This is a genomic window from Catenuloplanes indicus (assembly GCF_030813715.1).
Taxonomy (GTDB): domain Bacteria; phylum Actinomycetota; class Actinomycetes; order Mycobacteriales; family Micromonosporaceae; genus Catenuloplanes; species Catenuloplanes indicus.
The window spans coordinates 4171057-4189426 of record NZ_JAUSUZ010000001.1; the positions used below are offsets into that span (position 1 = coordinate 4171057).

Sequence of the window (18370 nt, forward strand, 5' to 3'; positions counted from 1 at the left end):
ACCTGGGGCAGTATTACGCGCTTTCGACGGATAGAAGAGGAAACTTCCGGACACCTCGCCACGCCGGGGAACTGCGTGCGAATAACGATTCGATCTGTCATGTGTGAGCACTCCTCCCCCTGGGTAGAACGGCGTCAGGTCGGATCGGATGCGCCTGCTTTGGTCGCCGCCATCATCCGGCTCTTCCGGTTGAGCCACATGAGCCGTCGCGCGGCGCCGCGAGGGAGGGTGTCGATGTCCAACGTACGCAGACTGCCCGGTCCCATCTCCGACCTCTGGGAATGGCAGCGACTCGGCCTGTGCCGAGGACGCGACAGCGCACAGTTCTTCCACCCGGACGGCGAGCGCGGCTCGTCCCGCAACCGCCGGGAGACCAAGGCCAAGCAGGTCTGCGGCGCCTGCCCGGTGCGGGCCCAGTGCGCGGCGCACGCGCTCTCCGTCCGCGAGCCGTACGGCGTGTGGGGCGGCTTCAGCGAGTCCGAGCGACTGCGCCTGCTGGCCGTCGGCTGGGAGGACCTCGCCGACCGGAGGCACAGCGCGGTCGACGTGGCACGCCTGGAGGCCCGCCTCGGCGCACCCCACAAGAGCGCGGTTCCGGCGCAGCGGCGGCCCACCGCGGCCTGAACCCCCCGTCACTTCCCAGTGAATCTTCACACCCCCGGATACGTCGCGGCGGCGCCCAATGGTTCAGCGGGCGCCGCTCTCGCGTTCCTACGGGGTCCTGACCTCGACCTTCACGGTGTGCCAACCGGTGGCGCCGTCCGGTGCGACCGGCGCATCGTCCTCGGTCTGCACCGCGCCGGTCGCGTCCGTGGCCCGCACCCGGAGCGTGTGCTCGCCCGGCGTCGCGGTCCACGGGAGGGTCCACTGGCACCAGGTGTCCGCCGAGACGCTCGGGTGCAGCGTCGCGGCGACCCACGGGCCGCCGTCCACGCTCACCTCGACCGAGGCGACGCCGACGTGCTGCGCCCAGGCGACACCGGCGATCACGACCGGGCCGGCCGTCGCCGTCCGCCGGGGCGTGTCGATGCGTGACTGGGTCTTGATCGGCCCGCGGGCGGACCAGCCGCGCGGCACCCAGTAGGCGTCGAAGTCGGCGAAGCTGCTCAGCTCGATCTCGGTGATCCACTTGCAGGCGCTGACGTAGCCGTACAGACCAGGCACCACCATCCGCACCGGGAAGCCGTGCTCGACCGGCAGCGGCTCCCCGTTCATGCCGATCGCGAGCAGCGCGTCCCGTCCGTCCAGCAGGACGTCGGTCGGCGTGCCACAGGTCCAGCCGTCGACCGAACGGCTGACCACCTGGTCGGCACCGGGCAGCGGCCCCGCTTCCGCAAGAAGATCCCGCACGGGTACGCCGAGCCAGCGCGCGTTCCCGATCAGCTCGCCGCCGACCTCGTTCGAGACGCAGGCGAGCGTGACGTAGCGCTCGACCATCGGGCGCGCGAGCAGGTCGGCCCAGGTGATCGTGATCTCCCGCTGAACCCGGCCGTGAATCCGCAACTGCCAGCTCTCCGGGTCGACCTGCGGGACGCTCAGCGCGGTGTCGATCCGATAGAAATTCTCATTCTTCGTGACATAAGTGGCTAGATCGGGCGCCGGGTCGAGGCCGCCGGGCAGCGCCGGCGCCGGATCGGCCGGCTGCGGCAACGTCACGGTCGCCCGGATCTCCGCCACGCTCAGCCGCGTCGACAGCCACCGCCCGGCCGCGCCCGCCACCGCGGCCCCCGCCACGACCAGCCCGGCCACCTTGAGAAACCGCCTCCGCCCCACGGAATCGCCCCGGCCCGCCACGGCTCCCCCACCGAACGCCGCCGCTTCTCCCTGCTTCTCCGCCCCCGGCACAGCAGCTCCCGGCGCCGCCGCCACCGGCTTCACCACATCCGGCGGCGCCTCGCCTACCGCCGCCCTGGTGCGCGGCACGGCCGCCGCGCCCGGCCCCGCCGCGACGGTCGCCGGGATCATGCGCAGCAGGAACCAGCCCGCCGTCAGCGCGCCGGCCACCGCCGCCAGGGACGGCAGCGCCCACGCCGCGTTCACCCCCGGCCGGGTCAGCGCCGCCGCCACCCCGATGACGCCGAACAGCGCGGTGCCGCCCACCGCATAGGCCAGCGACCGCACCGCCAGCGCCCCCACCCCGGCCGCCGCGGCCGCGAGCAGCAGCACGGTTCCCACGATCAGCGCGGTCTTGTCGTGCACGCCGAACACCGCGATCGCCGCGTCCTTCACCGCCGCCGGCACGTGATCGACCACCACGCCACCGACCGCCACCACCGGCGCCGACCGCGGCCCGGTCAGCACCGCCACCAGCTCCGCCAGCCCCAGCCCCGCCGCAGCCGACGCCACCCCGGCCACCGCACCCCACCGCGCCGCGCCGGCACTCGCCGGCGCCGATGTCTCCGTCGTCATCGCCACGCTCCCCAGTCTGCCGCGCAGCGGCCCGGCGTCCCCGGTTCGAATCCTTACGGCTTACGAACACGCCTCAAAGTCGAGACTTCGGGAATCCACTTACTGTCACTCTGACAATAAGCTAGCCTTCAGTCATGCCGACCGATGAATGGGAACCTCCGGCCGTGCTACTGACCGTCGATCTGGTGATCCTCACGCTGCGCGACGCACGGTTGCGGCTACTGCTGATCGAGCGTGGCGTCGCGCCGTTCCGGGGTGCTCACGCACTCCCCGGCGGCTTTCTCGGCCATCTCGACGAAGACATCGAGGCGGCCGCGCGACGCGAGCTCGCCGAGGAGGCCGGGCTCGATGGCGGGGCGCTGCACCTGGAACAACTGGGCGTCTACGGCAAACCCGGCCGCGACCCCCGCGGGCGGGTGGTCTCCGTGGCCTACCTGGCCATCTCGCCCCGCCTGCCGGACCCGGTCGCGGGCACGGACGCGGCCGGGGCGAGCTGGCACGCGGTCGACGACGTCCTCGGCGGCGCGGTCCCGCTCGCGTTCGACCACCACCGCATCGTCGCCGATGGCGTCGAGCGGGCACGGGCGAAGCTCGAGCACTCCGCGCTCGCCACCGCGTTCTGCGCGGACACGTTCACGATCTCCGATCTCCAGGAGGTCTACGAGGCCGTCTGGGGCACCCGCCTCGACCCACGCAACTTCTATCGCAAGGTCCAGCGCACCGAGGGCTTCATCGTCGCCGCGGGTCCCACCAGGAAGACGGAGACCGGCCGCCCCGCCCGTCTCTTCCGCGCCGGCCCCCGCCAGGTGCTCCACCCGCCCATGGTCCGCACCGCCCTCACGAAGGGAACCGACGAATGATCGTGATCCTGACCGCGCTCAACCTGGAGTATCAGGCGGTCCGCCGGCACCTCACCGGCCTGGAGACCCAGGCGCACGCGGCCGGCACGCTGTTCGAGGTGGGCCGCCTACCCAGTGGCGGCCGCGTCGCACTCTGCCTGGCCGGCAAGGGCAACCAGTCCGCAGCCGTGCTCACCGAGCGCGCCATCGCCCGGTTTACGCCGTCCGCTGTGCTCTTCGTCGGCGTCGCGGGCGGCCTCTACCCCAGCATCAAGCTCGGCGACGTGGTCGTCGCCTCGAAGGTGTACGCGTACCACGGCGGCACCGCCGAGGACGACGGCATGAAGGCCCGCCCGCGCGCCTGGGACATCCCGCACGCCGCAGACCAACTCGCCCAGCACCTGGACCGGACCGGCGAGTGGACGCGGCACCTGCCGCCCGGTGTGGACGTGCCCGCCGTGCGGTTCGCCCCGATCGCGGCCGGCGAGGTGGTGCAGGACTCCGCCACGTCCGCCCACGCACGATGGGTCCGCGACCACTTCAACGACGCGCTGGCGATTGAAATGGAGGGCGCCGGCGTCGTCCACGCCGCGTTCCTCAACAGCGCACTGCCCGGCGTCGTGGTCCGCGGCATCAGCGACCGCGCGGACGGCACCAAGCAGCACACCGACGGCCAGAACTGGCAGCCCCACGCCGCGGCGAACGCAGCCGCGTTCGCGATCGCACTCGCGGACGAGCTGGCCCGGGCCGCCCACATCCGCACCGTCGAGCATCCGGGGAGCAGCGCCATGCTGGGATCGAACGAGAACGTGGCCAAGGGCAACGCGCGGGTCGGCGTGCAAGCCGGCATCGTGTTCGGCGGCATCCAGCAGTCGCCCGGCGCGGGCGAGCCGGGCGATGTGCTGGCCCGGATCGACGAGTTGCGCACCCAGCTGCGCCGCGCCCAGGCCGACGATCGGCTGGACGAGCACACCTACAAGGCGGCCGAGGCGGAGCTGACAATCGCCGCCGATTCACTGGCCACGGGCGCGGCCGGCGAGCGCGGCACCGGCTTGGTAGCCCTGAAGCGGCTCCGCGGCCTGGTGATCGATCTGTCCGACCTGGCGGCCGGGGTCGCCGCGGTAATAGCGCTGGTCCAGGGCCTGTCGTGACCGCGTTCGAGTCCAATACGAACAGCGCGGACGGCAACGCGACCGTCGGCGCCCAGATCGGATATCTGCAGCTCACCGTCGTTCATGAGGCACCCACCTACCACCTCCCGCCCGGCGCGTCCCCGGAGGAGCGCTTCACGTTCGGCTTGCGTTATCTGGCGGGCGGCGTGCCATCGACCGCGCTGGCGCAGATCGAGAAGGCGATGGCGGCCGGCTACACGAACAGCCGGGTGCGCTTCTACTGGGTGCTGTCGATCCTCAGCGGCCGGACACTGAGCCAGCTGACCGACGAGGACGAACACCGCCTGCGGAGCGCACTCGACTGGCCCCGGCTGCGCGCCGACGACGAATGGGTGGAGGGGCTGCGCGTCATCGAGCGCTTCCTCACCGCGCTGGACACCCCCAAGGACGACCCGCAGACCGCGATCAAGGCATTCGACGAACTGCCGGCGCTTCAGCGCCGGGAGATCCTGCGCCACTTGGAGCTGTTCCTCAAGGACAAGGTGCAGGACGCGATGTGGAAGCGCGCCCTGGAGCAGGCCCGGGCGGATCAGAACCGCGGCGACCGGCAGAACCGGGTGTGGATGTACTTCCAGCCCGACCCACGGGCACCGCGGGCCGCCACGCCGGCGCCCGTCTCCACCACGGTGCGTGATCGGGCTCTCGCCTGGGCGGCGAGCGCGGTCGCAGTCACTGCCCTCGTCCTGCTCACGGTGCTGTCCGGTGTCGGCTGGCCGCTTCTCGCGTGGTTCACGGGCGTGGCCGGCGCGATCCTGACCGCTCGGCCCGCCCTTGAGTGGCACTACCGGCTCATCCGCCTCCGGGCCGAGGAACGGGCACATGAGGTCTTCATCCAGCCGCAGGCCGCGCCGGAGGGCGGCTTCGCCGATGACGTCGACCGGTTGTTCCGCCGGTACATCGGCCGCTACCGCCCGCCGGACATCACCAAGGACGACTGGATCATGCAGACCTCGGGCATCCATCGCACCGTTCGCAACGAGATCGTCACCTCGTTCCGGGACACGGCGACGCGGGCCGAAGAGATCGCCTGGCTGGTCCGGCACCGCGTCGGCGACGTGCGGACCCGCTGGCAGAACGGCACGCTATGGTCCTACCGCGAGCGGCTCCGGATGCCGGTCCGTGAGCGTCTGCTGGTGGTGCTCGGGCTGAGCGTCCTGGCCGGCAGCGGCGTGTGGATGCTGTCGGCCGCGCTCCGGCAGGAGCCGTTGCGGGCGTCGGTCACGGTCGTGATCGCGGTGATCGCCTGCCGGGTCGCCGTCACCGGATGGCTTCGGATCACAGCCGAGGAGCGCCGGTACGCCGCGGATCTGGCCGAGTCCGAGGCACGTCTGGCGGGCGACACCCGGGCCTTCGAAAGGTGGACCACCAAGCTGTCCCGCCGGCCCAGTGACCGGGAGATGGCGACGTGGCTGGACTGCGACCGCCGGATCCTGATGGACCGGGCGATGCAGCACTACAACCTGGCTCCGCGGCACGTCATAGCGAGCGCCTTCATCACCGGGCCGGGCCGCCTCACCCAGCGCGCCCGCGTACGCCGGGGCCCGTGGCGGTTCTCGCAGTACCAGGTCCGGGTGTTCCTGCTGACCCAGGATGGCGTGCGTCAGATGACCGCGAACCTCGACTTCTCGACCGGCGAGTTCCAGATCCGCAACCGCACCAACTACCGCTACGAGGCGGTCGCATCGGTGCACGTCACCGAGGTGCACCGGTCCCGGCCGCGGTTCCGGCTGACACTGCTGAACGGCGAGCCGATCGACGTGGAGGTGACCGGCGACGATCTGCTGCCACCGGAGGCACAGCCCGACTCGGACGTCGCGGAGGTGGTGTCACTGGACTCCAGCGGCCTGCGAAACACGTTGCATGTTCTTGAGGGCATCGCGGCGGAAGGGAAGCAGTGGGTGCGCCTCGACCGGCAGCGCCGGGGCAACCGAGTCTCGATGCTGAAGAAGACCATCGACTCCCTGATGCACTGACGCGAAACGCCCCGGAGCCGGCGGGCTCCGGGGCGTTCAGACACGTCGGGTCAGAAGCCCGGGCCGTGCTGGTGGCCGTGGCCGTGCGAGTGGCCGTGGCCGCCGGCGGCGGCGGGCTCGGGCTCGGCGGGCTTCTCGGCGACCAGGGTCTCGGTCGTGAGGAGCAGGCCGGCGATCGAGACGGCGTTGGCGACGGCGGAGCGCGTCACCTTGACCGGGTCGATGATGCCGGCGGCGGCCAGGTCGACGTACTCGTCGGTGGCCGCGTTCAGGCCGGTGCCCCAGGGGGAATCGGTGACCTTGTTGACCACGACGTAGCCGTCGTGGCCGGCGTTCTGGGCGATCCAGCGCAGCGGCTCGACGAGCGCCTTGCGGAGGATCCGGACGCCGGTGGCCTCGTCGCCGGTCTTGCCGAGGTCGCCGTCGAGCACGGAGGCGACCTGGACCAGCGCGGCGCCGCCGCCCGGGACGGTGCCCTCCTCGACCGCGGCCTTGGTGGCGGCGATCGCGTCCTCGATGCGGTGCTTGCGCTCCTTCATCTCGACCTCGGTCGCGCCGCCGGCCTTGATGACCGCGATGCCGCTGCCGAGCTTCGCGAGACGCTCGGAGAGCTTCTCCCGGTCCCAGTCGGAGTCGGTCGCCTCGATCTCCTTCTTGATCTGGGCGACCCGGTCGGCGACCTCGGCGGAGTTGCCGCCGCCGTCGACGATCGTGGTGTTCTCCTTGTCGACGACCACGCGGCGGGCGGTGCCCAGCTGGGAGATCGTCGTCTGGTCCAGCTTGTAGCCGAGCTCGGGGGCGATGAGCTCCGCGCCGGTGGAGATCGCGATGTCCTGCAGCATGGCCTTGCGGCGGTCGCCGAAGCCCGGCGCCTTCACCGCGGCGACCTTGAAGGTCTTGCGGATCGCGTTCACCACGAGCGTCGCGAGCGCCTGGCCCTCGACGTCCTCGGCGATGATCAGCAGCGGCTTGCTGTCCTGCAGCACCTTCTCCAGGAGCGGCAGGATCTCCTCGACCGTGGAGATCTTCGAGGTGGTGATCAGGATGTACGGGTCCTCCAGCACCACCTCCTGCGCCTCGGCGTCGGTCACGAAGTTCGGTGAGATGAAGCCCTTGTCGAACTGCAGACCCTCGGTGATGTCCAGCTCGGTGGCGAGCGTGGAGCCCTCCTCGACGGTGATGACGCCGTCGCGGCCGACCCGGTCCATCGCCTCGGCGATCAGCTCGCCGATCGTGGCGTCCTGCGCGGAGACGGTCGCGACGTGCGCGATCGCCTTGTGGTCCGCGACCTCGACCGCCTTCTCGATCAGCGCGTTCGACACGGCCTCGACGCCCGCGTCCAGGCCGCGCTTGATGCCGGCCGGGTTCGCGCCGGCGGTCAGGTTGCGGATGCCCTCCCGGACCAGCGCCTGAGCCAGCACGGTCGCGGTGGTGGTCCCGTCACCGGCGACGTCGTTGGTCTTCGTCGCCACCTCCTTGACGAGCTGAGCGCCAAGGTTCTCGTACGGGTTGGTGAGCTCGATCTCCTTGGCGATGGTGACGCCGTCGTTGGTGATCGTCGGAGCGCCGAACTTCTTGTCCAGCACGACGTTGCGGCCGCGCGGCCCGAGGGTGACCTTTACGGTGTCCGCGAGCGCGTTGACGCCGTGCTCGAGCAGGTGGCGGGCGTCATCCGAGAAGCTCAGGATCTTCGCCATTGTTGTCCCTTCACGGACTTGAGAAACCTGCGGTCACGCCGTCGGGCGCGAAACCGCTGGAGAACCGCCTATGAGCGCAGACAGCCCCGGCCCCCGCGAAACGGGTTCCGGGGCTGACCGCAGAGAATTACTTAGAAAGTCACTTCTCGATGACGGCGAGCACGTCGCGCGCGGAGAGCACGAGGTACTCGGCGCCGGCGTACTTGACCTCGGTGCCGCCGTACTTCGAGTAGATGACGGTGTCGCCGACCTTCACGTCAACCGGGATGCGGTTGCCCTTGTCGTCGACGCGGCCGGGTCCGACGGCGACGACGGTCCCCTCCTGCGGCTTCTCCTTGGCGGTGTCGGGGATCACGATGCCCGACGCCGTGGTGGTCTCGGCCTCGTTCGCCTGGACGAGGATGCGGTCCTCGAGCGGCTTGATCGCAACCTGGGTCGCGGTAGTCACGGGCATACCCTCCTGGGGTACTGGTGTCGTTACCGACCATGCGTGCGCGAACGCGCGCTGGACGGCGTCAATCTGCCTCATGCCACCGGGCGGGCCGTCGTCGCGGGTGCCGGACCGCCAGGCGTTGCTCCCGGGACGGGCCCGGGAAGCTTGGTGCTCCCGGGATGCCCCGGAAGGCTGGCACCCACCCATGGCGAGTGCTAACGGAAGGTTATTCCGGTGGCTAGCACTCCGTCAAGGAGAGTGCCAACACCCCGCGCGCCGCGGCGAACCGGGCCGCCCGGGAGGATGACAGGGTGGAGCTGGATCTGCTGCGTACCCCCGAGGGAGAGGCCGCGCTCGCCGCGGCCGCGGCGACGGACGGCGGTGACGCGCTGGCCGCGGCTGCCGGGCTGCGGCGTGCCGGTTTTCCGCCGGAGCTGGCCTCGGCCGCGCTGACCCAGGCCGAGCTGCGCCGGCGCGCGGTCGCGAAGTTCGGCGCGGACGCGGACGTCATGTTCTTCACCCGCGCCGGGCTGGAGCAGGCCACCCGCGCCACGGTGGCGGCACGCCGGGCGGCCAGGCTGCACGCCGCGGGCGTACGCGTGCTGGCCGATCTGGGTTGTGGTCTCGGCGCGGACGCGATCGCGGCGGCCCGGACGGGCATCCGCGTGCGGGCCGTGGAGGCCGACCCGCACACCGCGGCGCTGACCACGGCCAACGCGGCCGCGCTGGGACTGACCGGCCTGATCACGGTGACCACCGGAGACGCCACCGAGGCCGACCTGACCGGCGTGGACGCGGTGTTCTGCGACCCCGCCCGGCGTGCCTCGAAGACCGGCCGGCGCGTCTTCGACCCGGCGTCGTTCTCCCCGCCCTGGGACTTCGTGGCCGGGCTGGCCGCACGCGTGCCGCGTACCGTGCTGAAGCTCTCCCCCGGCATCGATCACGAGCTGATCCCGGACGGCGCGGAGGCGGAGTGGGTGAGCGTGGGCGGCGACGTGGTGGAGGCCGCGTTCTGGTGCGGGCCGCTGGCCGGTGTGCCGCGCCGCGCCGCGGTGCTGCCGGACGGCGGCGAGCTGACCGGCGAGCCGGACGTGCCCGCCGGGGTCGGCGGCGTGCGGCGGTACGTCTACGACCCGGACGGCGCGGTCGTGCGGGCACACCTGGTGGCCGCGTTCGCGGATCGGGTCGGCGGCGTCCTGGCCGACCCGCAGATCGCCTACGTCTATGCGGACACGCCGGTGGCGACCGGTTTCGGCCGCTGCCTGGAGGTACTGGACACGATGCCGTTCTCGCTGAAGCGACTGCGCGCCGAGCTGCGGCGGCGCGAGGTGGGCCGGGTCGAGATCCTCAAGCGCGGTTCCGCGCTCGACGTCGCCCAGTTGCGTCGTGACCTGCGACTCAGCGGTCCGGAGGAGTTGTCGCTGGTGCTCACCCGGGTGGCCGACGCCCCCGTAACGTTGCTCTGTCGGCCCGTACCGTCGAGGAATATGTCTTGATCTGCCGAAATGCGGGCCTCAGCCGGGCATAGTGGGATTTGTCCTCTGAAGCGGATGAAAGGTCCACGTATGCGCCGCGGTCTCGCCACCCTCACCGCCGCCATCGTCGCGGCCGGCTCGATCGCCGCCTGCGGAGGTGACGACGCGGCCGACGACGCGATCCCGAAGATTGCCGTGATCCTTCCGGACAGCTCGTCGTCCGACCGCTGGGAGACGGCGGACCGCAAGTTCCTGGAGAGCGCGTTCCAGAACGCCGGCATCTCGTTCGACATCCAGAACGCGCAGGGCGACAAGACCGCGTTCCAGTCCATCGCCGACCAGCAGATCACCAACGGCGCCACGGTGCTGATGATCGCCAACCTGGACTCCGGCACCGGCAAGGCGGTCCTGGACAAGGCACGGGCCAAGGGCGTCGCCACGATCGACTACGACCGGCTCACGCTCGGCGGCGGCGCCGAATACTACGTCTCGTTCGACAACGTGGCCGTCGGCAAGCTCCAGGGCGAGGGCCTGCAGCAGTGCCTGACCGCACTGAAGGCCACCAAGCCGGTGATCGCGGAGCTGCACGGCTCCCCCACCGACAACAACGCCACGCTGTTCAAGGAGGGCTACCAGTCCGTGCTGAACCCGCTCTACCAGAGCGGCGCCGCCGTGAAGGGCCCGGAGCAGGCCGTCCCGGACTGGAGCAACACGGAGGCCGGCAAGATCTTCGAGCAGATGCTCACGCAGAGCCCGAACATCCGCGGCGTGCTGGCCGCGAACGACGGCATGGGCAACGCGGTCATCCAGGTGCTGAAGCGGAACAACCTGAACGGCAAGGTGCCGGTCACCGGCCAGGACGCGGACGTGCAGGGCCTGCAGAACATCCTCGCGGGCGACCAGTGCATGACCGTCTACAAGGCGATCAGGGAAGAGGCCAACGCGGCCGCGAAGCTCGCCATCTCACTGGCCAAGGGCGAACGCCAGGAGGTCACCGGCAAGGTCGCCGACCCGGAGAGCGGCCGCGAGGTCCCGTCCGTGCTGCTCACTCCGAAGGCGATCTTCCGGCAGGACGTGAAATCCGTGGTCGTCGACGGCTACGTCACCCGCAGCGAGCTGTGCACCGACGCGTTCGCCGCGGCCTGCCAGGAGCTCGGCATCTACTGACCGATACCCTTGGGCTCGTGGCGAAGTCTGCGAGCAAGGCCGGCGGCACCCCGGCGACGACGCTGCTCACCCGGCAGAAGATCGCGTTCACCGCGCACACGTACGAGGTCGACCCCAAGGCCACCTCCTACGGCGAGGCGGCCGCGTCCGCGCTCGGCGTCGCACCGACGCGCCTGTTCAAGACGCTGGTCGCAACCGTTGACGGCCAACTCGCGGTCGGCGTGGTCCCGGTCTCGGCCTCCCTGGACCTGAAGGCGCTGGCGGCCGCGCTCGGCGGCAAACGCGCCACGATGGCCGACCCGGCCGCCGCCGAACGCGCCACCGGCTACGTGACCGGCGGCATTTCTCCGTTCGGCCAGCGCTCCCGCCTCCGAATCGTGGTCGACTCGTCCGCGGAGGGCCAGGAGACCGTCTTCGTCTCCGGCGGGCGTCGCGGACTCCAGGTCGAGGTCCCGCCGTCCGCCTTTCCGGACGCCGCCGGTGCGATCTTCGCACCTATCGCCACTGGTTGAGGGCTGCGTTTCGCGTAAATACTGATGGGTCCGCTCGCGGCGTGGTGCGGTCCGCTCGCTCCGGCCCTGTTGCCCATTCCCCGGGCTTGCGCCCGCCGCACCCAGTCCTGCTTCGGCACTCGACCCTGGAGCGGCACGCGACCCCACAGCGGCATTCAGGTCGCGCTCACTCGGCCTTGCTTCGGCAATCTGGCTCTGTCGACGCTCTGCGCCCGATATGTCGTTATATGTCGCCCCACATGGAGTGCGCTGACCGTCGGTGATCGACGCTGCCGCGCCCTGGGTGATCAATCAGTGGAGCGTCAGGTATATCAACTTCGCTAGATGACCTCCGTTTTGCTCCACTGATTGATCACACAGGCTTCGGTCCCACGGCGGATGTGATCACCAGGCGCGGCGAGCGAGGGTACGGAAGGCATCGGCGAGCAAGCCGCTTGGGGCGGCAAGCCGGGTGCCAAGGAGCGAGCCCCTCCAGAGCACACCGGGGAGCAAGCTGCAGCGGGCTGCAAATCACGCGGAAGCGCACACCACGCTGAACCGCACCGCACGGAAACGCGCACCGCACGGAACCGCACACCGCACGGAACCGCACACCGCACGGAACCGCACACCGCACGGAACCGCACGCCACGCGGAAGCGCACGCCACGGAAGCGGCAGCAGCCCAAGCAGGTGGATCCGCGAACCCGCGGTCACACAAGCCGCACGGAAGGCAAGCAGCGCCGGGCAGAAGCCGCGCGGAGACGTGACCACGCCGCGCCGCAAGCCGCGCGAGCAGGTAAGCCGTACACGGCAAGCCGCGCCGGGGAGCCCTCCGCACCCGGGGGCGCGGGGGCGTACCACGGCGTTAGTTGATCTTGCATTTTGGGCGTGTGTCGGGCGTGTTGCGAAATTGTTATGCCACTAAACAAAAGAGGGGGTTGTGCCACGCGCCACAGGCGAAATACGTTGCCGGACACAACAAATCTTCGATATCGCAGGGAGCTTCACCACACGAAAGGACCATGCACAATGCGCAGAGTCCTGACCACGCTGGCCGCGGCCGGCCTTGCTGCGGGCACGCTCGTCGCGTGCGGCGACGACTCGGGCACCGGGGACGCGCGACCCGCCAAGATCGGCGTCATTCTGCCGGACAGTGCCTCGTCGAACCGCTGGGAGACGGCGGATCGGAAGTATCTTGAGGCGGCGTTCAAGGCGGCTGGCGTCGAGTATGACATTCAGAACGCGCAGGGCGACAAAAACGCGTTCCAGACCATCGCGGACCAGATGATCACGAACGGCACCACGGTTCTGATGATCACCAACCTCGATTCCGGCACCGGTAAGGCCGTGCTCGACAAGGCGAAGAGCCAGGGTGTGGCCACGATCGACTACGACCGGCTCACGCTCGGCGGCAGCGCGGAGTACTACGTGAGCTTCGACAACGTGCAGGTGGGCAAGCTGCAGGGCGAAGGTCTGCAGAAGTGCCTGACCGACCTGAAGGTGACCAAGCCGGTCGTCGCGGAGCTGCACGGCTCGCCCACCGACAACAATGCCACGCTGTTCCAGCAGGGCTACGAGTCGGTGCTGAACCCGCTGTACGAGAACGGCACCTACATCAAGGGGCCGCAGGAGCCGGTGCCGCAGTGGAACAACACCACGGCCGGCACGATCTTCGAGCAGATGCTCACCCAGACGAACAACAAGATCGACGGCGTGCTGGCCGCGAACGACGGGCTCGGCAACGCGGTCGTGACCGTGCTGAAGCGGAACGGCCTGAACGGCAAGGTGCCGGTCACCGGCCAGGACGCGGACGTGCAGGCGCTGCAGAACATTCTCGTCGGCGACCAGTGCATGACCGTCTACAAGGCGGTCAAGCAGGAGGCGGACGCGGCGGCCGAGCTGGCCATCGCGCTGTCGAAGGGCGAGCGGAAGGACGTGCCGGGCAAGGTCACCGATCCGGAGACCGGCCGGGAGGTTCCGTCCGTGCTGCTCACCCCGAAGGCGATCTTCTTCGATAGCGTCAAGGACGTGGTCGCGGACGGTTACTGGACCGCGGCGCAGCTGTGCACCGGTGTGTACGCGGTCAAGTGCACCGAGGCCGGCGTCAGCTAGAGCCGGAGAGAACCGCGCCGCCCGGGACGACGTTCCGGGCGGCGCGCGAATCGCTAGGAGAGATGTGTCCGGGACACCCCTGCTGGAACTGCGCGGGATCGACAAGGGCTTCGGCCCGGTCCAGGTCCTGCGCGACGTGAACTTCGCGGTCCACCCCGGCGAGGTCACCGCGCTGGTCGGTGACAACGGCGCCGGCAAGTCCACGCTGGTCAAGTGCGTCAGTGGCATCTACCCCATCGACTCCGGGCAGATCTTCTTCGAGGGCCGGCCGGTCTCGATCAACAGCCCGCGGGACGCGGCCTCGCTCGGGCTGGAGGTCGTCTACCAGGACCTCGCGCTCTGCGACAACCTCGACATCGTGCAGAACATGTTCCTCGGCCGGGAGAAGCGCAGCGGTCTGGTGCTGGACGAGCCGACCATGGAACAGCTTGCGTCGGAGACGCTGGCCAGCCTGTCCGTGCGCACGGTGAAGTCGCTGCGCCAGCACGCGTCCAGCCTCTCCGGCGGTCAGCGGCAGACCGTCGCGATCGCCAAGGCCGTGCTCTGGAACAGCAAGGTCGTCATCCTGGACGAGCCGACGGCCGCGCTCGGCGTGGCACAGACCGCGCAGGTGCTGGAGCTGGTCCGCCGGCTCGCGGACCGCGGGCTGGCGGTCGTGCTGATCTCGCACAACATGAACGACGTCTTCGCCATCTCGGACCGGATCGCCACGCTCTACCTCGGGCGAATGGCCGCGCAGGTGAAGACCACGGACGTGACGCACTCGCAGATCGTCGAACTGATCACGGCGGGGCGCAGTGGCGAGCTCGGCCTGGCGGAGAACGGGGGGCCGAGGTGACCACGGAGCCGACGGTGGGCGGGCACGTCCGCGACTACCTGCGCCGGGTGCGCGGCGGCGACATCGGCTCACTGCCGGCGGTACTCGGGCTGATCGCGCTCTGTGTGTTCTTCGGCGTGATGCGGCCGGCCTTCTTCAGCGCCGGCAACTTCGCGAACCTCTTCACCCAGGGCGCCGCGGTCACCATCATCGCGATGGGCCTGGTCTTCGTGCTGCTGCTCGGTGAGATCGACCTCTCCGCCGGGTACGCCAGCGGCGTCTGCGCGTCCGTGCTCGCGGTGCTGCTGACCTACCAGGGCTGGCCGTGGTACGCGGCGACGCTGGCCGCGCTGGCCACCGGCGCGGTGATCGGCGTGTCCATCGGGTTCATGGTGGCGAAGGTCGGCATCCCGTCGTTCGTGGTCACGCTGGCCGCGTTCCTGGCGTTCCAGGGCGTGGCGCTGATCCTGATCAAGGGTGGCACCAACGTGCCGGTCCGGGACGACGTGTTGCTCTCGGTCTCGAACCGGAACGTACCACCGGCGCTCGGCTGGGCGCTGTTCGCGCTCGGCGTGCTGATCTACGCCGGCATCCAGCTCTGGCAGTGGCGCAACCGGCATCGGCGCGGGCTGATCACCGATCCGCTCGGCGTGGTGCTGGCCCGGATCGGCGCGCTGGTCGCGGTGGTCGGTACCGCGGTCTACGTGCTCAACCTGGAGCGCAGCCGGAACGTGCTGATCACCTCGCTGAAGGGCGTGCCGGTGGTGGTGCCGCTGATCGTGCTGCTGCTGGTGATCCTGACGTTCGTGCTGCACCGCACCGCGTACGGCCGCCACGTCTACGCGGTCGGCGGCAACCGGGAGGCCGCGCGCCGGGCCGGCATCAACGTCGACCGGATCCGCATCTCGGTCTTCGTCATCTGCTCCTTCATGGCCGCGATCGGCGGCGTGGTGGCGGCCAGCCGGGCCGCCTCGGTCGACGCGAACACCGGCGGCAGCAACGTGCTGCTCTACGCGGTCGGCGCCGCGGTGATCGGCGGGACCAGCCTGTTCGGTGGCAAGGGCCGGATCATCGACGCGGTGATCGGCGGCGCGGTGGTGGCGGTGATCGACAACGGCATGGGCCTGATGAACGCGAGCGCGGGTGCGAAATTCGCGTGGACCGGTGGCGTGCTACTCGCCGCCGCTAGCATCGATGCGCTGTCCCGGCGTCGCGCGGCGGCCACCGGTCTCCGTTAAGCCCAGGTCCACCATGGAGAGTTCACACTGATGCGCGCCGGACCCAGCCAGGACGAGGTCCGCCGGCAGAACCTCGGGGCGCTGCTGCGCTATGTGCACGTGCACGGGCCGATCTCCCGCGCGGAGCTGACCACCCGGCTCGGGCTCAACCGCAGCACGATCGGGGCGCTGACCGCGGATCTGACGGCGGCCGGGCTGGTGCGCGAGGAGGCGCCACGCGGTTCCCGCCGGGCCGGCCGGCCGTCGCTGGTGGTGCTGCCGGAGTCCAGCCGGGTGTACGCGTACGCGCTCAGCATCGAGGTCGACCGGCTGCGCGCGGCCCGGGTCGGGCTGGGCGGTGAGGTGCTGGACGAGCGCGTCTACGACCGTCCCCGGGACCTGCGCGTCTCCGAGGTGGTCGGCCCGCTGGCCGCGTTCGTGAAGGAGATGCAGCACGCGGCGCCGGAGGGCGGCCGGTACGTGGGCGTGGGCGTGGCCGTGGCGGGCATGGTCCGCCGGCACGACGGCCTGGTCCGGCTCACCCCCAAGGCCGGCTGGGTGGACGAGCCGCTCGCCGAACCGCTGGCCGAGGCGCTCGGCGGCGACCACACGGTCCGGGTCGGCAACCACGCGGACCTGGCGCTGCTGGCCGAGCACCTGCGCGGCGTGGCGGTGGACACCGAGGACGTCATCTACCTGCACGGTGAGGTCGGGATCGGCGCCGGGATCATCGCGCACGGCACGCTGATCACCGGCCACGGCGGGTACGCCGGCGAGGTCGGCCACATGATCGTGCACCCGGGCGGCCGTACCTGCAGCAGCTGTGGCGCGCGCGGCTGCTGGGAGTCGGAGATCGGCGAGGAGGCGCTGCTGCACGCGCTGGGCACGGACGGCAGCGGCCGGATCCCCGCGCACCAGCTGATCGCCGCGATGCGCGGGGACCCGGGCAGCCACGAGGCGCTGCGTCAGATCGGAGAGTGGCTCGGCCTCGGCGTCGCCAACCTGGTCAACATCTTCAACCCGGAGATGGTCATTTTCGGCGGTACGCTACGGAACCTCTACCTGACCACGGCCGCCCAGGTGCGGTCGCGGCTCAACTCGCTCGCGTTGCCGGCCAGCCGCGAGCTGCTGCGCCTGCGGACGCCGAAGCTGGGTGAGGACGCGGCGCTGATCGGTGCCGCCGAGCTCGCATTCACTCAGCTTCTCGCGGACCCGCTGAGTGAAGCCCCCGTAGTGCCTCGTCCACCAGCCGGTCGGTGAACTCCGCGCCGACCGGGTCGCCGGTGACCAGCACCCGGTAGTAGATCGGCCCGACCAGCGTGTCGACGAGCAGGTCCAGGTCGAGGCCGGCCGGCAGGTCACCGCGCGTCACCGCGCGTTCCAGCGGCGCCCGGTCCAGCTCGCGCTGCCGGTTCAGGTGTTCGGCGCGCAGCCGGGCGGCCAGCGTGGCGTCGTGCTGCGCCTCGCCGTGCAGCGCGCGGAACACCGCACCGGCGTCGTGCTCGGTCAGGAACGTCGCCAGGCCGCGCAGATGCAGCCGCAGGTCGGTGCCGAGCTCACCGGTGTCCGGTGGGCTCAGCGCCTCGCGGGCGTCCGTGCTGAACGCCTCCAGCAGCACGTCGGCCTTGGACTGCCACCACCGGTAGATGGTCTGTTTGGCCACGCCCGCGCGGGCCGCGATCCCCTCGATCGTGAGGCGCGCGTAGCCGCGCTCGACCAGCAGATCGTCGGCCGCTTCCAGGATGCTGAGTCGCGCCTCTTCGCTGCGGCCGTGGCGGTTGCCTCGATGCGCCGTCACGCCCGTTTTCTCCTTTTTTTCTTCATGCTTTTTCATGCCCGACAATAATCGCGCTTGACTAGACGCAACGTTGCGTCCACTCTACCCGGATGAACTGTCTGTCAACGCCTCGTGTGCGTACCGTTCTCGACCGTCTGCACGCCGCCGCCGACCTCGACGAGGACCGGCCGCACCCCCGCCCCGACGCCGGCGCCTCCGCGCAGGAGCGCGCCGACCTGCTGGCCGACGCCTACATGCCGATCTCCGCGCGCGGCGGTGATCTGCTCTACGCGCTGGTCCGGGCGTCCCGGCCGGCGCGCGTGGTGGAGTTCGGCACGTCGTTCGGCATCTCCACGCTCTACCTGGCCGCGGCCGTGGCCGACAACGGCGCCGGGCACGTGGTGACCACGGAGCTGAGCGCCGCGAAGGTGACCGCGGCCCGGGCCAACCTCACCGAGGCCGGCCTGGCGGACGCGGTCACGGTGCTGGCCGGCGACGCGCTGGCCACGCTCGCCGGCGAGCCCGGCCCGATCGGCCTGCTGCTGCTCGACGGCTGGAAGGAGCTGTGCCTGCCGGTGCTGCGCCTGCTGGAGGACCGGCTGGCCCCGGGCGCGCTGGTCGTCGCGGACGACGTCAGCTTCCCGACCATGGCGCCATACCTGGAGTACGTGCGCGACCCCGCGGCCGGCTACGTGAGCGTGGAGTTCCCGGTCGGCGACGGCATGGAGATCAGCTGCCGGGCGTAATTAATTCGGTGGATCCCGACCCGCTCCGCACAGTAGCTTTTCG

Annotated in this window: 16 protein-coding genes; 12 read left to right on the forward strand and 4 right to left on the reverse strand. The window is 70.6% G+C overall.

The window, feature by feature from the left end:
• Positions 1-234: 234 nt before the first annotated feature.
• Positions 235-624 (forward strand): WhiB family transcriptional regulator, encoded by a 390-nt coding sequence (locus J2S42_RS18695; protein WP_307240913.1) that lies wholly within the window; start codon positions 235-237, stop codon positions 622-624.
• 87 nt (positions 625-711) lie between these two features.
• Here the strand turns inward: J2S42_RS18695 and J2S42_RS18700 are convergent, their stop codons facing one another.
• Positions 712-2409, reverse strand: coding sequence for a molybdopterin-dependent oxidoreductase (locus tag J2S42_RS18700; RefSeq protein WP_307240915.1), 1698 nt, complete (start codon positions 2407-2409; stop codon positions 712-714).
• Between the two features lie 134 nt (positions 2410-2543).
• Here J2S42_RS18700 and J2S42_RS18705 point away from each other — a divergent pair, with 134 nt between their 5' ends.
• Genes J2S42_RS18705 through J2S42_RS18715 form a run of 3 tightly spaced genes read left to right on the forward strand, consistent with a single transcriptional unit; the run spans position 2544 to position 6393 of the window.
• Positions 2544-3269 (forward strand): NUDIX hydrolase, encoded by a 726-nt coding sequence (locus J2S42_RS18705; protein WP_307240917.1) that lies wholly within the window; start codon positions 2544-2546, stop codon positions 3267-3269.
• Positions 3266-4399: a 5'-methylthioadenosine/S-adenosylhomocysteine nucleosidase family protein gene (locus J2S42_RS18710; protein ID WP_307240919.1), complete on the forward strand. Its 1134-nt coding sequence runs from the start codon at positions 3266-3268 to the stop codon at positions 4397-4399. Before J2S42_RS18705 ends, J2S42_RS18710 begins: the two co-directional genes overlap by 4 nt.
• A complete protein-coding gene (locus J2S42_RS18715) occupies positions 4396-6393 on the forward strand; it encodes a hypothetical protein (protein WP_307240921.1) in 1998 nt (665 codons plus the stop codon). The genes J2S42_RS18710 and J2S42_RS18715 overlap by 4 nt, the downstream gene beginning before the upstream one ends.
• Positions 6394-6443: 50 nt before the next feature.
• Here the strand turns inward: J2S42_RS18715 and groL are convergent, their stop codons facing one another.
• A complete protein-coding gene (gene groL, locus J2S42_RS18720; protein WP_307240923.1) occupies positions 6444-8090 on the reverse strand; it encodes a chaperonin GroEL in 1647 nt (548 codons plus the stop codon).
• Between the two features lie 139 nt (positions 8091-8229).
• Complete coding sequence (gene groES / locus J2S42_RS18725; RefSeq protein WP_503128928.1) at positions 8230-8538, reverse strand: co-chaperone GroES; 309 nt, start codon at positions 8536-8538, stop codon at positions 8230-8232.
• A gap of 296 nt (positions 8539-8834) precedes the next feature.
• On the opposite strand from groES, the gene J2S42_RS18730 reads away from it, so the two are divergent.
• The 7 genes from J2S42_RS18730 (at position 8835) to J2S42_RS18760 (ending at position 17064) form a co-directional block, all read left to right on the forward strand.
• Positions 8835-10019 carry a class I SAM-dependent methyltransferase gene (locus J2S42_RS18730; protein WP_307240927.1) on the forward strand — a complete coding sequence of 395 codons (1185 nt, stop codon included), beginning with the start codon at positions 8835-8837 and terminating at the stop codon, positions 10017-10019.
• Between the two features lie 69 nt (positions 10020-10088).
• Positions 10089-11165, forward strand: a complete 1077-nt coding sequence (locus J2S42_RS18735) for a sugar ABC transporter substrate-binding protein (RefSeq protein ID WP_307248844.1) — start codon at positions 10089-10091, stop codon at positions 11163-11165.
• A 17-nt stretch (positions 11166-11182) separates the two neighbouring features.
• Positions 11183-11677 (forward strand): Cys-tRNA(Pro) deacylase, encoded by a 495-nt coding sequence (gene ybaK / locus J2S42_RS18740; RefSeq protein ID WP_307240929.1) that lies wholly within the window; start codon positions 11183-11185, stop codon positions 11675-11677.
• 1010 nt (positions 11678-12687) lie between these two features.
• A complete protein-coding gene (locus J2S42_RS18745; protein WP_307240931.1) occupies positions 12688-13770 on the forward strand; it encodes a sugar ABC transporter substrate-binding protein in 1083 nt (360 codons plus the stop codon).
• Positions 13771-13834: 64 nt separating this feature from the next.
• A complete protein-coding gene (locus tag J2S42_RS18750) occupies positions 13835-14608 on the forward strand; it encodes an ATP-binding cassette domain-containing protein (RefSeq protein WP_307240933.1) in 774 nt (257 codons plus the stop codon).
• Positions 14605-15825: a sugar ABC transporter permease gene (locus J2S42_RS18755; protein WP_307240935.1), complete on the forward strand. Its 1221-nt coding sequence runs from the start codon at positions 14605-14607 to the stop codon at positions 15823-15825. The genes J2S42_RS18750 and J2S42_RS18755 overlap by 4 nt, the downstream gene beginning before the upstream one ends.
• A 30-nt stretch (positions 15826-15855) precedes the next feature.
• The gene (locus tag J2S42_RS18760; protein WP_307240937.1) at positions 15856-17064 is read left to right on the forward strand and encodes an ROK family transcriptional regulator; all 1209 of its coding nucleotides are present in this window, start codon (positions 15856-15858) and stop codon (positions 17062-17064) included.
• Here the strand turns inward: J2S42_RS18760 and J2S42_RS18765 are convergent.
• A complete protein-coding gene (locus tag J2S42_RS18765; RefSeq protein ID WP_307240939.1) occupies positions 16997-17602 on the reverse strand; it encodes a TetR/AcrR family transcriptional regulator in 606 nt (201 codons plus the stop codon). The genes J2S42_RS18760 and J2S42_RS18765 overlap by 68 nt on opposite strands.
• Before the next feature lie 89 nt (positions 17603-17691).
• On the opposite strand from J2S42_RS18765, the gene J2S42_RS18770 reads away from it, so the two are divergent.
• Positions 17692-18327 (forward strand): O-methyltransferase, encoded by a 636-nt coding sequence (locus J2S42_RS18770; protein ID WP_307240941.1) that lies wholly within the window; start codon positions 17692-17694, stop codon positions 18325-18327.
• Positions 18328-18370 lie beyond the last annotated feature (43 nt).

Coding starts and splice junctions, on each gene's coding strand:
- J2S42_RS18695 (WP_307240913.1), top strand. CDS start 235: ATGTCCAACGTACGCAGACTGCCCGGTCCCATCTCCGACCTCTGGGAA.
- J2S42_RS18700 (WP_307240915.1), bottom strand. CDS start 2,409: ATGACGACGGAGACATCGGCGCCGGCGAGTGCCGGCGCGGCGCGGTGG.
- J2S42_RS18705 (WP_307240917.1), top strand. CDS start 2,544: ATGCCGACCGATGAATGGGAACCTCCGGCCGTGCTACTGACCGTCGAT.
- J2S42_RS18710 (WP_307240919.1), top strand. CDS start 3,266: ATGATCGTGATCCTGACCGCGCTCAACCTGGAGTATCAGGCGGTCCGC.
- groL (WP_307240923.1), bottom strand. CDS start 8,090: ATGGCGAAGATCCTGAGCTTCTCGGATGACGCCCGCCACCTGCTCGAG.
- J2S42_RS18735 (WP_307248844.1), top strand. CDS start 10,089: ATGCGCCGCGGTCTCGCCACCCTCACCGCCGCCATCGTCGCGGCCGGC.
- J2S42_RS18745 (WP_307240931.1), top strand. CDS start 12,688: ATGCGCAGAGTCCTGACCACGCTGGCCGCGGCCGGCCTTGCTGCGGGC.
- J2S42_RS18760 (WP_307240937.1), top strand. CDS start 15,856: ATGCGCGCCGGACCCAGCCAGGACGAGGTCCGCCGGCAGAACCTCGGG.
- J2S42_RS18770 (WP_307240941.1), top strand. CDS start 17,692: ATGAACTGTCTGTCAACGCCTCGTGTGCGTACCGTTCTCGACCGTCTG.